The organism is Pseudomonas sp. 50_B (assembly GCF_017491625.1).
Taxonomy (GTDB): Bacteria; Pseudomonadota; Gammaproteobacteria; order Pseudomonadales; family Pseudomonadaceae; genus Aquipseudomonas; species Aquipseudomonas danubii.
This window is the reverse complement of the sequence record NZ_JAFGYX010000031.1, coordinates 46,215-61,711: the sequence shown is the minus strand read 5'-3', so window position 1 is coordinate 61,711 and position 15,497 is coordinate 46,215. Positions and strand designations below refer to the sequence as shown.

Genomic DNA, 15,497 nt, shown 5'->3' with positions numbered 1-15,497 from the left:
CTGGGGCACCGAGGAAATCCCCAGCACCGTCGACGGCCCGAGAATGCTGGCCCAACCCAGGCCCATGATGACGAAGGCGCCCAGCAGATACGCCAGCGACGTCTGGCGGTCGAACCCGGCCTGCAACAGCGCCGACAGCACGAACAGCAGCAGCCCGGTCTTGATCAACAGCGCCGGCCCCTTGCGGTCCACCAGCCGTCCCACCAGCGGCGACAGCAACGCCACCCCCAAGGTGGTGGGCAGTAACAGCAGGCCGCTGGCCTGCACCGACTCGCCACGGATCTGCGCCAGGTACAGCGGCATGACGAAGAACGCCACACAATAGAACAGCGCCAGGCCGAAACTGGCCGCGACCCCGGCGACAAAGCGCCGGTTGGCGAACAGCTTGAGGTCGATGATCGGCGCCGCCACCCGTTTCTCCACCGCCAGGAACGCCACCAGAGCCAGCAGCGCCAAGGCGATCAGGCTCAGGGTCAGGCGTGAACCCCAGCCCCAGGCTCCGCCCTGGACGATCACCAGCACCAGGCTCGGCAAGCCGATCAGCAACAGCAAGGCGCCCCAGCCATCCAGCCGCGCACCGGCCTCGGCCGAGCGCGATTCCTTCACGCTGAAACTGCAGATGCCCAGACTCAGCAGCACGAAAGGCACGTTGATCAGGAAGATCCACTGCCAGCCAAAACCACTGGTGATCAGCCCGCCCAGCACCGGCCCGACAGCCAGCCCCACGCCGTTGACCCCGAACAGCACGCCAAAGGCCTTGCCCTGTTCGGCGCTGTCGAAGGTGCTGGAGACAATCGCCCCGGAGGCGGTGTAGAGCACCGCGCAGGCCAGCCCCTGGATCACCCGCGCGCCGATCAGGGTGTCGATCTGCGTCGCCAGTCCGGCCGCCAGGGACGCCAGGCCGAACACGCTCAGGCCGATGAACAGCACCCGCTTGCGTCCATGCAGGTCGGCCAGGCGCCCCACCAGCACCATGAAACTCGACAGCGTCAGGATGAAGCCGTTGATCACCCACTGCAGGCTGTCCACCGAAGCCCCGAGATCGGCCTGCAGCGCCGGTAGCGCAGTGTTGACGATGGTGAAATCCACACAGCCGAGAAAACTGGCGATGCTCACACCGAGCAATGCCCACCACTTGCGTTGCTGTTGCGCAAAAACGCTCATGGAAACTCCTTGTCAGTCAAAAAAAACCGCTCTGCAGGCGCCCGCTTGCCGGCGAACAGGCCCTTGAGTCCTGCATCGCTGGCAAGCCAGCTCCTGCATTGATCGCGGTGGGTCAGATGGCGATGGCGCCGCTGGTCCAGTTGGGGTGAATGGCGCCGGGCAAGGTGAACGGAATCGGAATCCCGCGCTTCTTGAACTTCAGCGGCAGCCAGCGCACCCGGTCCGGGCTGTGGGGTTCGATCAGCAGCTCGCGGCTGGTGGCCATGGCGCTGGTCATCTGCTGCGGATAGAGCACGTAGTGGTAACCCTCGTCGGCCCACAGCGGCAGGATGATCGGGATTTCCTCAAGGATGTATTCCCGGCACTGGGCCGCCGCCCGTTCGATGTCTGCCTGTTCATCCCGCAGGCGCAGGCGCTCGGTGAACACGTTGATGGTGCTGTCGATGGCCTGGCGCAATTCCTCGCGCTGCTGATAGATCTGGTCCAGTTGCTGGCGCAACTCGGCGTAACGGTCGCTGGCCAGTTCCTGGTTCCAGCGGGTGATGTGGTACGGCACCCGCAGGCCATCGAGGATGCTCTGGTTGCGCGCCAGCCAGGCATCGCCGTCGCGGATCGACGCCGACAGCGCCTCGCCGGGGGATTTGCCGTGCTTGTTGTGGCGTTGCAGGGTGTCGGCGACCACCACCTTGACGTGGCTGAAGCCGGACTGGTTGATCAGGTGGATGGTGGACCGCAGCTTCTGGTCCTCGTGATATTCCTGGCCGACGCTGACCGCCAGGACCACGCGCTTGCCGTCGAATTCGTGCTCCTCGCCGCCCTTGTTGAAGTAGGCCTTGAGGTTGATTTCCTGCACCTTGCTCATGAGTTCAGCTCCAGTAGGCCAAAGGCTGGTGTTCGCCGTAGTAACCGATAAAGACCCCGAGGGTGACCCGGGTGCTGCTGGCCGAAGGGCGTACCGCGTGGATCAGCCGTGGGTTGAGCAGGATCAGGTCGCCGGGCTCGGGCTTGACCACGAAGTCCGGCGGCGGCAGCAGGTGGCGCTCGATGCCGTAGGCCCGCTCGCCCTTGAGGCGGTTGTATTCCTCCTCGTCCGGCTCGATGCCCCAGATCTCCAGCTCTCCGCCGTCCTCGGGGATTTCCAGGTAAATGTTGGTGGACAGTTGGGTCAGCAGTGGCGGGCTGTGGCCCTCCGGCGCGTTGCGTTCGAGCTTGTCGGTGTGGGGCGTGAGATCGACCCCCGAACCCTGGAAGCGGGCGATGCCGACAAAGCACTTCTGCCCGTCCACCTGCAGCAGGTGCGCGCCCTGGGGCCAGACCTCATCCAGCAAAAGGCGCAGCTCGTCGATGGGCGAGGCCAGGGGCCGGAACAGGTTGCGGATCTTGCGGATGTTGGGCAGGGCCAGGGCGTGGTATTCGGCCCGGCTCTGCTCGTCCTGAATCTCGATATAGGCCTTGCCGACGCGGACGAACTCCTGCTGCTGGCTGAAAGCGCTGCGCAGCTCCTGCTGGTACAGATGATCCCGCGCCACCTGCAAGGTGTCCGGCGGACAGAAACCTTTGAGTTGGACGCCATAAGAGCGTTTTTCAACGACATCGAGGATATGCCGCGCTTCAAGTTTATCGGCCGTAGTGACTGTGAACATGCAAGCTCCCTTAATTCCCTGGAAGTAGCGACGAAGTTATGGTTTTGCAGAAGGTAATAATTTGTTTCAAGGCCACCTTAGGCAGTTACGAAAGCCTTGTGAAATATCCTTTACCTCTAATCTCCAAACTTAAAAATGTATCGAAAAACAAGCAAATAGCGGCCGTTATCGGCACTTTCACAAGTACCGACAGAGGATTATTAAATTCGCTGATAGTTAACTTAAAAGAAGGACATCATTGTTTTTTATTTATTCAACACCTCCCGAGCTTAATTAATAAAATTGCCATCACTTCATTCAACTTCATTGAATGAAGCATCCATGTAAGCCGCCGCATCGAACGACTGGTGGATGATGCCTTCTTCACGGTACAGATCGGCGGTGTGCTGCACGTCCTCGACCACGGCCGGGCCCACGGCGATGCGCCGGGGCAGCGAGTAGCGACTGGAGCGTTCATGTACCTCCAACGGCAGGCCGCTGTAACCGGCCTGGATCTTTGAAAACTCGTGCTGGTGCTGGTTGGCCCAGGCATAGGCACGGTCCAGGCGCCGGAGGAAATCAGCGATCTGCCGTGGTTTTTCACGAATCGCCTGGTCATTGGCCACCAGCAGCATGTGCCCGGCAAACAGCCCCTTGCCACTGACCAGGACCCGGGTTCCACCTTCCATCTGCACCATGCTGGTATAGGGGTCCCAGGTCGACCAGGCGTCGGCCTGACCGTTGCTCAGCAAACTGCGGGACTCGGCCGGCTGGAGAAAGATGAACTGCGCATCCGCGCCGTGCAGGCCCACCGAACGCAGCGCCGCCAGGGCCAGGAAATGGCCGATGGAACCGCGAGTGGTGGTGATGCGCCGGCCCTTGAGGTCGGCGGCATCCCGTAGCGGCGAGTCATCCTTGACCACAATCGCCACCGCCGTGGGCGTGACCTTGAGCTTGATCACCCCCACGGTCTTGATCGGCGCCCCGGCGGCCGCGGCGAACACGAACGGCGCATCCCCCAGGCTGCCGATGTCCACCGCCCCCGCGGCCAGGGCCTCGGCGGTGGGTGCGGCAGCGGCAAAGGAGGCGAACTCGATGGGGTATGGCACCTGCTCCAGTTCGCCGGCGGCCTGTAGCAGGATCTTCAGCGACTGCTTCTGGCTGGACACCCGCAGCGCCGGCTGCGCCAGGGCATGGCTGGCGAACAGAAGCAGCGCCAGGATCGCCAGCCGCCGTCTGCTGCACAGCCGATCGCAGCCTGCGGCAGCGGCTACAGGGTGTTCGTTCGCCTGCTTGATCATCGATCAGAACGCCAGGCTGACGCGGCTGTAGTAATAGCCACCGCCCAGGCCATAGGGCGAGAACATCCCGTATTCATAAGTCCCCGCCCAGGCCTTGAGGCCGATCTTGTCCGGGTACACGTCGAACAGGTTGTTGGCCCCCACAGCCACGGTGAGGTTCTGGGTCACGTCGTAGGCCACGTCCAGGTCGGTGATCCACTTGGCGCTGTAGGTACGGTCGTTGGCCGGGATGTTCGAGCCTTCGGTGTACTCGCCAAAGCGGGTCAGCTGCAGGTTGGTGGTCCAGTCGCCGACCTTGTAGTTGGTGGAGAGGATCCACTTGTCCTTGGGTGTGGATTTAGTCAGGTCGATCTGCTGCTGGCGGTCGAACAGCACATAGCCGGCCCCCAGGCGTGACAGCGCCGCCGGGGTGTCCGCCAGGTCGCGGATGGTGGTCTTGTTGTGGTTGTAGGCGACGCTCCACTTGGCCGTGCCGTACTCGCCGAACGACTGGCTGTAGTCCGCCACCAGGTCGACGCCCTTGGTCCGGGTGTCGGCGGCGTTGGTGTAGTACTGCCCGGCGAGGTTCGGCGACAGGCCGTTCTCCACCAGGATCTGCGACACCGCCGGGCCCTTGAGGATGCCGGTCTGGAGGATGCGCTTGTCGATGTCGATCAGGTAGAAGTCAGCGGTCAGGCGCAGCCGTTCGGTAGGCTCGGCGGTGAAGCCCAGGCTGTAGTTGCGCGAGGTTTCCGGCTCCAGGTCCTTGGCCCCCAGGGCGATGGCTTCCGGCGAGTTGGGGCGCATCTGCTTGGTGCGCACCGAGCTGGTGGTGCCGCCCGCGCCGAACTGGGTCACGGTGCTGGTGGTGGAGAACACGCTCTGGGCCAGGGACGGCGCGCGGAAGCCGTTGCTTACCGCCGCCCGCACCGCGTAGCCGGGGAGGAACTCGTAGCGCGTGGTCAGCTTGCCGCTGGTGGTATCGCCCACCCCGAGGTTGTACTTCTCATAGCGCGCCGCCGCGCCGACGTACCAGTTGGGGGTGATGTTCAGGCCGAAATCCACATAGGCGGCTTCACTGTGGCGCTTGAGGCTGTAAGCGTCTTCCGGCGTGGTGCCATTGACCGAAAACAGCCCCGGGTCCGGTACCACGCCGGCAAAGGGACCGGTGGCCGGGACGTAGCTGCCCTGGTTGTAGGAGTTGGGTTCGCCCTCCTCCAGGGCGTATTTCTCCCAGCGGTATTCCACGCCGAAGGAGGTTTCCAGCGGGCTGCTCCAGCCGATGTCCAGGGCTCGGGAGAAGTCCAGGTTGTTGGTCCACTGGTCAAACACCAGATTGCCCAGGTGGAAGTCGTGCTGGCCGTAAGGACCGTTGGAAATGTTCAGGTTGTTGGCGGTGTCCAGCACCCCGCGATCCTTGCCATAGGTGCTGGACAGGTCCCAGTCCCAGCCGCCCAGCAGGCCCTTGGCCCCGCCGGCGACCTGGAAGTCGGTCTCGCGGATCTCCCGCCGCGCCTGGCCGCCATTGGGATATGGCGCGTTGGGTACTCCCGCCAGGCTGGTGATGTCGGTGGGTTTGCGATGGCCCAGGTTCTTGTTGCTGTTGCGGTAGCTCAGGGTCGAGAACGAATACAGCTTGAGGTCGTCGGCCAGAGGCAGCTCGGCGTTGTAGGCCAGGCTGGTGGTGCGGTCGCGACCCAGGCCGTATTCGGTGCCCCAGCCCTGGCGATTGCTTTCTCGCGGGTCCGGCGAGCCGTCGGGCTGATTGAAGTACAGCTGGCCGCTGGCGGCGCTGGAACGCTCGTAGGGTTCCTGGAGCTTGGCGTCCCAGGACAGGTTGATGAAGCCGCCGTCCTCCCCCAGCTTGTTGCCCCAGTTGAAGGCCTCGTGGCCGGTGGTGCCATCGCCGTCGTAGTACTGGCCCAGGGTGGTGTCCGAGGTCAGGCCCTCGGCGTTGCGCTTGAGGATGATGTTGATCACCCCGGCGATGGCGTCGGAGCCGTATTGCGCGGCGGCGCCGTCGCGCAGCACTTCGATGCGTTCGATGGCGGCCGTGGGAATCAGGTCCAGGTCCACCGGCACCGAGGCGTTGCCGACTCGGGCCCCGTTGTTGATCAGCGCCGAGTTGTGCCGACGCTTGCCGTTGATCAGCACCAGCACCTGATCACCGCCCAGGCCACGCATGCTCACCCCACGCACCAGGAACGCCGTGCCACCGCCGTTGATGGTGGGCACGTTGAACGACGGCAAGAGGCGCCCGAGCATTTCTTTCAGGCCGTTCTGGCCGATGCTGCGCAGCTGTTCGCTGTCGATCACATCGATCGGCGCCGGGCTGTTGGTGACGGTACGTTGCTGGCTGCCGCGCACGCCGGTGACCACTACGGTGCTGAGGGTTTCATCGGCGGCCAGCAGCTCCACCGGGGTTGCCAGGCTCAGCAGGCCAAGGCTCAGGGGCGCGGCGCCGCGAACGATTTTATGCAAGGAAATACTCATGACTTCAGATCCTTTGACAGGCGCCTCAGCGCGCTCGGGCGGCGACGGTTTCGACTTCGATCAAGGCGCCGGGCAGTACCAGCCCCGCCACTTGCACCGTGGTCCGGGCCGGTTTGAGCGGCTGTTTCTCGGTGCCGAAGAACTCGCGAAAGGCCACTTGCAGGCCGTCGAAATCCAGCTTGCCGCCCAGGGCCGGGTCGCCCACCAGGTAGATCCGCAGTTGCACCACATCCCCCAGGGTCAAGCCCTGGCTAGCAAGAATGGTTTCCACCTTGCGCAGCACCACCCGGGCCTGGGCCTCAGTGTTACCGGCAGCGTGGATCTGTTCCTTGGGCGCCTTGGGGTCCACCGGGTCCGGCAGCAGGCCGGAGAGGTAGGTCAGCTCGCTGTTGGCGGGCAAGGTCACCGATTGCAGGATCGGTGAATGGGGATAGGTGGACGGCACGCGCTGGATTCCCGCAGCCCAGCTGCTGCTGGCGGCGCACAACAGGCCCAGCCCTACGACGGTGTTTTTCAAAGACATGCAAAGACGCTCCAAGGTTGTGTTTGCCAGCCTCGGAGGTCCGCTACCCGGCAATGGGTGACTGCTGTTTTATGAGTGCTCGGCTTTTTCAGGCCGTTTGCTGTAGCGACGAGCCTTGCGCCCGTTGAAAAAGTTGCCGTACCACCCGCCGCGCGGCACCGGCAGCGGCTTCCTGCCAGATGCCCACGCCGCTGTGGGCCAGGCCGTCGCTGGTCAGGTAGACCCGCCCCTGGGGCTGGTTGAGCAGGCTGTAGTCCGGCTCGGCCACTTCATGACTGATCCACGGGCCGAAGTTGTAGGGGATCTTGCCCCAGGCAATCACCAGCGGCTTGCGCAGTTCATGGCTGTGGCCGGGGTGCAGCAGCTCCACCGCCTGACGGGAAATCTCGATCTGCTGGGCCAGGGTTTTCTCCCCGAACTTGCGCGCGGTTTCACCGTTGTTGTAGGCCGCCACCAGCACCCCCTCGGCCTGGTTGAACCCGCCGCTGGGGTACCACAGCCCGGAGGCTTCCTGATTGATGAACGACAGCCCGCCGTAGATCTGATACTGGCTTTCCCAGAAGCGCCGCGACTGCCAGGCCACCTTGTTGGCGTAGCCGAACTGCACCGCAGCAATAGCCTCGCGTACCGGTGCGCTGAAGTTGTTCTGCACCTTGGCCAACAGCGGCAGGGGCAAGGAACTGATCACGTAGTCGGCCTTAAGGCTCTGGGTGCGGCCGCTGCGGCGATCCAGGTAGACCACCTCGACACCGTCGGCCCGGTTGGTGATGGCGCGCACCTCGCTGTGCAGCCGCAACTGCCCTTGCAGGCGCCGGGCAAAGGCCTGGGGAATGCGGTCCATGCCACCCACGGGCTGGAACATGGTGGGCGAGAATTCCGGGTATTCATCGATCATCAGCGCCGTGGTCAGCGCCGGGTTGAGCAAGGTCTGCAACGGCAGCGGATCGTTCTTCTGCGCCAGTTGGTCACCGGCGCCGGGCCAGACCTTGTAGCCGGAGCGGGCCGATCCCAGGTATTCCAGCTTGTCCGAGAGATCGCCCCAGGTTTTCAGGAAGCTCAGCAGGTTGCTGCGATCAGCCGCCGTCAACTCCTGGTCCAGGGCATGCCGATTGACCGCCTTGGCCAGCAACTCGGAAAAATGCCCGCGGCTGTCATTGACCGCCTGGCGGATCTGCAGGGCCGGCTGGTTCAGGTCCGGACGCACCAGGGCATTACGGCTGGTGTTGACCAGCACTTCCAGCTCCACCCCCAGCTCGCGGCAGTAGCCGAGCATCAGTTGATGGTGACTGGGCAAGCGACCGGCCCCGGCATTCAGATAGAACCCGTCGTCGAACTCGGCGACCTGCACACTGCCGTCGCTGTACTCCACCCGATCGCCGCCCCGCACCGTCCAGTTGCGCCCGCCGACCCGGTCCCGGGCTTCCAGCAGCGTCACCTTGAACCCGGCCTTGTTCAGTTCATAGGCACTGACCAGGCCACCGATCCCGGCGCCGATCACCACCACCGAAGCGCCCTTGCCCACGGCGGCTGTGGGCAGCGACGCATAGTTCTCCTCGAAGGCCTCGGCGTTGCCCGGCCCGCCGAACAGGCCCATGACCGCACTCGCCGCCTGGACCCCGCCGACAGCGGCGATACGGGCGATCAATTGTCTTCTGGTCAGTGGCATGCCAGCGCTCCCTGCTGCGAATGGATAGTGCGTTCGGTTATAGCCCGTGGACTTATGCAGTCACTTGGGTCTATGGGAAGCCATCCTAGGGGCGCTCATTTAATAAGAGAAATACATTTTAAGCATATGCAAATATTACTTTGTTTCATATTCAAGCCGGAAGATTCTGCGCCCCGCGCATAGCCCGAAAAGCGAAACCCTCCCCCCCTTCCGCGGTAGGAGCTGGCTTGCCAGCGAAGACCATCTCCAGCACCCCGCAAACCTCAGGGCCCCTTCGCCGGCAAGCCGGCTCCTACGACAAGGGGTAGCCCCCAGCTTTTCTGCAGGAGCTGGCTTGCCAGCGAAAGCCTTCTCCAGCCCCCCTCAAACCTCAAGGCCCATTCGCCGGCAAGCTGGCTCCTGCCCGTTGGGCGGCGTCGAGCACCCGCAGCAGATTCCCACCCCAGATCTTCGCCAGATCCGCTTCGCTGTAACCCGCCGCCAGCAGGCGTTCGGTGATTCGCGCCAGCTGCGTCACATCCTCCAGCCCCTGCACCCCGCCACCGCCATCCCAGTCGGCACCGATGCCCACATGGTCCGGCCCCACCACGTCCAGGATGTGCAGCAGGTGGCGCATGTAGTCGTCCAGGCTGGCCCTGGGCTGCGGGTAACGCGCCTCGACCTGACGAATGCGCTCGGCCAGGTCCGCCACCTGCCCGGGGCTCAGGCTCGCCGCCAGGCGAAACTCGCGGTACAGCGGCCCCAGGGCCTTGTCGCGCTCGGGGTTGGGCGCGTGGTTGATCAGGTCGCTGGGAAAGCTGTTGACCTGCACCACTCCGCCCCTGGCCGCCAGCTGGCGCAGGCGCCGGTCATCCAGGTTGCGCGGATGGGCGGTGATCGCCCGGCTGCTGGAATGCGAGGCAATGATCGGCGCCGTGGACAGGGCCAGGACCTGGTCGAATACCTGGTCCGAGGCATGGGACACGTCCAGCAGGATGCCCAGGCGATTGGCCTCGGCCACCAGTTCGCGCCCCGCCGGGCTAAGGCCGTGCCACTGCGGTAGGGCGGTGGCGGAGTCGGCGAAATCGTTGTTGGCCGAGTGCACCAGGCCGAGCATGCGCAGGCCCTGGCGATGGTAAGTGAGCAAGCGCCCGGGATCGGCGGCCAGGGGCTCGGCGTTTTCCATGCTGATGAACACCACGCGCTGGCCACGGGCGATGATCGCCGGTACATCGGCAGCGCTCAAGGCCAGGGCGAAGTCCTCGGGGTGGGCGGCGATCAGGTCGCGAATCCGCGTGAGCACCGCCAGACCATGCTCGCTGGCCAGGGTCCGGCCTTCGGCATTGAGCGGGCCCTGGGGGGTGAAGATGGCCCAGAAGCCGCCGTCCAGCCCGCCCTCTTTCATCCGTGGCAGATCGACCTGGGACAGGTCGTCCCGGTAGGCATGGCGCTGGGTGATGTCCCAGCCGGGGCGGGCCAGTTGCATCGGGGTATCGAGGTGGCTGTCGAGCACCGTCAGGCGCTGGTGCAAGGATTGCACCGGGCTGGCGGCCAGCGCCCAGGGGCTGACCAGCGCCAGGCACAGCAAGGTTCGAGAAAACATCGGGCCTCCTGGCCAATCAAAGAAATCGCCCCATCGGACCGTAGGAGCTGGCTTGCCAGCGAAGGCGGCCCCGAGATCCTTGCAAGGCTCAAGGGCCCGTTCGCCGGCAAGCCGGCTGCTACAAGGGGTCAGGACCAGTGGAAGCTGCGGTCCCACAGCCCGGAAACATCCAGCTGCTGGGGCAGGACGCCGGCTTCGAAGAACAGGTCGGCCACGTCCTGCTGGGATTTCACCGCCGCGTCGTCCACCGGTTGCAACAGTCGTGGGCCGCTTTGGGCGCGGTATTGGGCCAGGAACACTTCCCGGGGCATGCCAAGAATCTTGGCGCTCTTGGTGGCCCATTCTTCGGGATGGCTGGCGATCCATTGCCAGGCGCGGTACTCGCGCAGGATGTAGTCGGTGATCGCCGCGTGCTTGAGCGGGTCGGCAATGCTGTTCTGGTTGGCGGCGATCACGTAGTTGCCGGACAGGTAGCCCTGGCCGGTCTTCAGCACCCGGGCCCCGGCCCGCAGTTCCGCCAGCTGGATGAAGTAGCCGAAGCTGACCCAGGCATCCAGGGCGCCGTTCTGGAAGGCGGCGAAACCGTCTTGCGGGGTCAGCGCCATGGGCACGATATCGGCAAAGCCCAGGCCCTGTTCCTTCAGTGCCTTGAGCAGAAAGTAGTGCGAGCTGGTGGAGCGGATGTAGCCGATGCGCTTGCCCTTGAGCTCGGCCACCGACTGCACCGCAGAGCCCTTGGGCACGATGAAGGCCTGGTTGTTGACGTCGCCGGTGAGCACCGCGATCAGTTTCACCGGGGCGTGGTTCTTGATGCCGAAGATCGGCGGGATCTCGCTCATCGGCGAGATGTCCAGGGTGCCGCTGACCAGGGCCTCGAAGCTCAGGTTGCCGCCGGTGAACTCGGCGTACCTGACCTTGTAGGGCGGCGGCTCGATGCCCGCCTCGGCGAAGAAGCTCGGCGCCGCGCCCTTGTAGGTGGCGACATTCAGGGTAACCCCGGATAGATCCACGGCGGCCCCCAGGCCCAGGCGCGGCAAGGCGGCGGCCAGACCGGCCAGGGCCGAGAGTTGGAGAAAGTGACGACGCTGCATGGGCAAGGGTCCTTAATCGAGAAAATCCGGTTCTTCGCGCACGATCCGCTCGCGGTAAGGCTGGAAGCTGAACCAGCCGCCGAACTCGGTGCCGACCTGGCGCGCGGTGTGGCGCGCCACCTCGTGGGGAATGAGTCGCGGGGTACCGGCGGCTTCCGCCAGCAGCTGGGTCTGGGCGGCGTTGTCCATGGCGATGAAGCGCCACACCGCCGCCTCGACGGTTTCGCCCACGGTCAGCAGGCCATGGTTCTGCAGGATCAGCGCCTTGTGCCCTTGCAGCGCGGCGGCGATCCGCGCGCCTTCGCTGGCCTCCAGCACCACCCCGGAGAAGTTGTCGAACAGCCCGTGCTTCTCGTAAAAGGCGCAGGCGTCCTGGGTCAGCGGGTCCAGCAGGCGGCCCAGGCTCGACCAGGCCTTGCCGTGCAACGAATGGGCATGGGCCGCGGCCACCACTTCGGGATGGGCTTCGTGCAAGGCGGCATGAATGGCGAACGCGGCGAGGTTCAGGGCGCCCTCGCCTTCGATCACCGCGCCTTCGGGGTTGACCAGCAGCAGGTCCGACACCCGCACATGGCCGAAATACACCCCCACCGGGTTGACCCAGAAATGGTCCGGGCGCCCCGGGTCGCGCACGGTGATATGCCCGGCGCCCCCCATGTCGAAGCCCAGCCGGGCGAACACCCGAAAGGCCGCGGCCAGGCTTTGCTTGCGCTGCCGGCGCTCCAGCTCGACCGTGGCCTGCTGGGGCGGGTGCTCCCAGCGAAACACCGTATGGCCATCGCGGGGCAAGTCATACACCGCGGGACGAAAATGTGCGGTCATGTCCGCTCTCCTTGAAGTGGTCATCGATACCCTGCGCGCAAAGGCCCGCAGGACCTTGCTTGGCGATCTCCCGCCAAACCTGCAGCAACCTTGAGAACCTCGCGTCCCTTCGGGCCGTTCGCAGCCTGCGGCAGCGGCTACACCTATCCCGGCCCGACATGGGCCCTGTAGCCGCTGCCGAGCCTGCGAGGCTGCGCAAAGGCCCGCAGGGCCTTGCTTGGCAATCGCCCGCCGAACCTTCAGCGACCTCAAGCCCCCTGCGTCTCCTGCGGATCCGTGCGCAGCCTGCGGCAGCGGCTACACGAAGCGCTGCAGGCCAAGGCTGGAACCGTGTGTTAGTAGCCACGCTGGATCTCCACCGGGTTTTCCAGGGGTAAACCATCACTCCAGCGCTGCAGATTGCGCCCCAGCAAGCGGGCGATATTCAGGTAGACCCGTGGCGAATGGGCCGAGGTGTGGGGCGACAGGCGAATCCGCGGGTGGCGATAAAACGCGTGGCCCGCGGGCAGCGGCTCGGGGTCGGCCACATCCAGGCTGGCCAGGCCGATGCGCCCCGTCTCCAGGGCCTGCAACAGCGCCGGCTGATCGATCAGCGCACCGCGAGCGATATTGATCAGGTGCAGCCCCGGCTTGGCCGACGCCAGGACATCGGCATCGATGATGCGCCGGGTGTGCTCGGTCAGGGGCACCGCCAGCAGCAAGTGATCGGCCCGGGCGAACAGTTGATGCAGGTCGGCCACCGGTTGAACCCCGAGCACCTCGAAAGGCTGCGCCGAACGGCGCAGGGCCAGCACCTGCATGCCCAGGGCCTGGGCCTTGGGCGCCAGTTCGCGGGCGATGCTGCCAAAGCCGAACAGCCCCAGGGTACTGCCGGCCACCGAGGCCAGCGGCCGTTGCTGCCAGTGTTCGGCGCGCTCGATCCACACCTGGGGCAGTTGCTTGGCGGCGGCGAAGATCGCCGCCAGGGCAAACTCGGCAATGCTCTCGGCGGTGCTGCCCCGGGCGCTGGCCACCGGCAGATCCTGGAACAGCCAGCGGGGAAAGTAGTCCAGGCCCGAGGTCACCAATTGCACGAAGCGCAGGCCGAAGGGCCAGCCCGCAGGCGGCTCTGGAGCATCACGAAAATCGGCATGGGGCGCCGCCAGCAGCACCTGAACATCCCCGGGCAGATCACTGGGCAGCCCTCGGGGCAGGCTCAGCACCTCGACGCCTGGCAGCGACTGGCGCAGTTGCTGGTTGAAGCCCTCGTCGAGCTGGCTGGCAATGCGCGTCACACCTGGGCTCCCCGGCTGGGCAAGGCAAAGGCGGCGCGGCCCACGGCGCCAAGGATCGCGTCGTTCTGCGGCGTGTGAATCCGGCTGCACAGCACATCACGGTAATGCCGCTCGATGGGGTTGCCCCGGGCCAGCCCGGGATTACCGATGGCCTCGATGCCCAGCTCCACGGCGCTGATGGCGTTACTGGTCACCAGGTACTTGATCTGGGGCGCCTCGCCCGGGGCGATCCGCCCTTCGGCGGCGGCATCGAGCAGCACCCGATTATTGAACAGCAAGGCATCGATGCGCCCGATCAGCTCCTGGAAACGCGGCAGGCTCGACAGCGGCGAGCCAAGGTTGGCCGGGACGCGCTGGGCCAGCCAGCCCAGCAGCCAGTCGCGGGCGGCCCGGGCCACGCCGTCATAGATCGCCGACAGCAGCACCGCCAGCCAGAGCACACCCTTGCTGTCCAGTTCGGAAGGACGAGGAACGTTGGCCGGCTGGATGTCCACCGCGTGCTCCAGGGGCACGAAGACGTCGTCGAAGATCACGTCGTGGCTGCCGGTGGCGCGCATGCCCAGGTGGTCCCAGGTTTCCTCGACGCGGATGCCGGGGCTGTCGCGGTGCACCAGCCAGGTGCCCACCTGCGGCTCGGCATCGTCGCTGCGGGCCCAGACCGCCAGCCAGGTCAGCCCGGGAATGCCGGTGGAGTAGATCTTGCGCCCGTTGAGCCGCCAGCCACCTTCGACCCGCTGCGCCAGGGTCGCGGGCAAACCGCCCCGGGCCGGGGTGCCGAGGTCCGGCTCGACCCGCAGCGCATTGATCAGGGCACCCTCTTGCACCGCCTCGCGCGCCACGCGCTGGCGCAGGTGCAGGGGCCAGGCGCTGTTCTGTTGCAGGCGGGTGTGCTGCAGGTACTGCATCACCAGCACCAGCGCGGTGGACGGTTCGCCCCGGGCCACGGCGCCGATCACCCGCCGCGCCTGGGCCAGGGTCGCCTCGCTTCCGCCCAGGGCCCGGGGCACGGTCAGGGCCAGCAGGCCATGCTCGTGCAGGCGCTGCAGGTTGGCGTGGGGAAACTCGCTGTGGCGATCGTAATGGGCCGCACTGGCGGCGAACTCCTCGCTCAACTGCTGCAGCAGGTCGGCGAACTCGCTGGAGTCCGGATCAGGGACGGGACGGGACACGGACGAAGACGGTTGCACGCTGGAAAGGCTCATCGGCTGGCAGTCCTGCTCAAGGGGTGGGAGATGTCGACGGCCGGCTCGGCCTCGGTTTCCACGCCCAGCAGTTGCAGCAACCGCGCACGCAGCGGCTGGAACCCCGGGGCGGACACCTGACGCGGACGCGGCAGGCGAATCGGCAGTTGTTCGGCGATTTGCCCGTTGGCCAGCACCAGCACTCGGTCGGCCAGCAGCAGCGCCTCGTCGACATCGTGGGTCACCAGCAGCACCGCCGGGGTGTGCGCCCGCCACAGGCGGATGATCAGTTGATGCATGCGAATCCGGGTCAGGGCGTCGAGGGCGGCGAAGGGTTCATCCAGCAGCAACAGCTGCGGTTCGCGCACCAGGGCCCGGGCCAGGGCCACGCGCTGGGCTTCGCCGCCGGACAGGGTGCCGGGCCAGGCGCCCAACCGATGGGCCAGCCCGACCTCGCCCAGCGCCGCCTCGGCCCGCTCGCGGACCCCAGCCCCACGCACGCCCAGGGCAACGTTGCGCCACACGCGCTTCCAGGGCATCAGCCGTGGCTCCTGGAACACCGCGGCCATGGCCGAAGGCACCTGCAACCGGCCCTCATCGATGGGTTCCAGCCCGGCCAGGGCCCGCAGCAAGGTGGTCTTGCCCGATCCGCTGCTGCCCAGCAGGGCGACGAACTCCCCCGGAGCGATGTTCAGGTCCAGGCTGTCGAGTACCGCCTGCCCGGCAAAACGTCGGGTCACCCCACGGCATTCGACGGCGGCGCGCACGGGGCCCGGCTGGGGCAATGACACAGTCATGG

At 65.8% G+C, this 15,497-nt stretch carries 13 protein-coding genes; all 13 read right to left on the bottom strand.

The genetic code is table 11. From position 1 onward, the window contains the following. On the bottom strand, positions 1-1,164 hold a 1,164-nt coding region (locus tag J5M73_RS28620), incomplete at its 3' end, for an MFS transporter (RefSeq protein ID WP_207816708.1). Between the two features lie 112 nt (positions 1,165-1,276). After that, entirely contained in the window at positions 1,277-2,026 is a 750-nt protein-coding gene (locus J5M73_RS28615) for a tRNA-dependent cyclodipeptide synthase (RefSeq protein WP_060837942.1), read from the bottom strand. Between the two features lie 4 nt (positions 2,027-2,030). Then, positions 2,031-2,807, bottom strand: a complete 777-nt coding sequence (locus J5M73_RS28610; RefSeq protein ID WP_115581770.1) for a 2OG-Fe(II) oxygenase — start codon at positions 2,805-2,807, stop codon at positions 2,031-2,033. A gap of 293 nt (positions 2,808-3,100) precedes the next feature. Further along, positions 3,101-4,087: an aliphatic sulfonate ABC transporter substrate-binding protein gene (locus J5M73_RS28605; protein WP_243433973.1), complete on the bottom strand. Its 987-nt coding sequence runs from the start codon at positions 4,085-4,087 to the stop codon at positions 3,101-3,103. A 3-nt stretch (positions 4,088-4,090) separates the two neighbouring features. Beyond that, positions 4,091-6,559 carry a TonB-dependent receptor gene (locus J5M73_RS28600; RefSeq protein ID WP_207816705.1) on the bottom strand — a complete coding sequence of 823 codons (2,469 nt, stop codon included), beginning with the start codon at positions 6,557-6,559 and terminating at the stop codon, positions 4,091-4,093. A gap of 25 nt (positions 6,560-6,584) precedes the next feature. Further along, entirely contained in the window at positions 6,585-7,082 is a 498-nt protein-coding gene (locus tag J5M73_RS28595) for a RidA family protein (RefSeq protein WP_115581768.1), read from the bottom strand. 88 nt (positions 7,083-7,170) lie between these two features. Beyond that, the gene (locus tag J5M73_RS28590; protein WP_102861546.1) at positions 7,171-8,748 is read right to left on the bottom strand and encodes an FAD-dependent oxidoreductase; all 1,578 of its coding nucleotides are present in this window, start codon (positions 8,746-8,748) and stop codon (positions 7,171-7,173) included. 370 nt (positions 8,749-9,118) lie between these two features. After that, entirely contained in the window at positions 9,119-10,330 is a 1,212-nt protein-coding gene (locus tag J5M73_RS28585; RefSeq protein WP_207816703.1) for a dipeptidase, read from the bottom strand. A 128-nt stretch (positions 10,331-10,458) separates the two neighbouring features. Further along, positions 10,459-11,421 carry an ABC transporter substrate-binding protein gene (locus tag J5M73_RS28580; protein WP_060837934.1) on the bottom strand — a complete coding sequence of 321 codons (963 nt, stop codon included), beginning with the start codon at positions 11,419-11,421 and terminating at the stop codon, positions 10,459-10,461. A gap of 12 nt (positions 11,422-11,433) precedes the next feature. Then, on the bottom strand, positions 11,434-12,243 hold the full coding sequence (locus J5M73_RS28575; RefSeq protein ID WP_115581765.1) for a class II aldolase/adducin family protein: 810 nt from the start codon (positions 12,241-12,243) through the stop codon (positions 11,434-11,436). Between the two features lie 335 nt (positions 12,244-12,578). Beyond that, complete coding sequence (locus J5M73_RS28570; protein ID WP_207816701.1) at positions 12,579-13,517, bottom strand: D-isomer specific 2-hydroxyacid dehydrogenase family protein; 939 nt, start codon at positions 13,515-13,517, stop codon at positions 12,579-12,581. Beyond that, positions 13,514-14,719, bottom strand: coding sequence for an acyl-CoA dehydrogenase family protein (locus J5M73_RS28565; RefSeq protein WP_207816699.1), 1,206 nt, complete (start codon positions 14,717-14,719; stop codon positions 13,514-13,516). Before J5M73_RS28565 ends, J5M73_RS28570 begins: the two co-directional genes overlap by 4 nt. Next, positions 14,716-15,495, bottom strand: coding sequence for an ABC transporter ATP-binding protein (locus J5M73_RS28560; RefSeq protein ID WP_115581763.1), 780 nt, complete (start codon positions 15,493-15,495; stop codon positions 14,716-14,718). The genes J5M73_RS28565 and J5M73_RS28560 overlap by 4 nt, the downstream gene beginning before the upstream one ends. Positions 15,496-15,497: the final 2 nt, after the last annotated feature.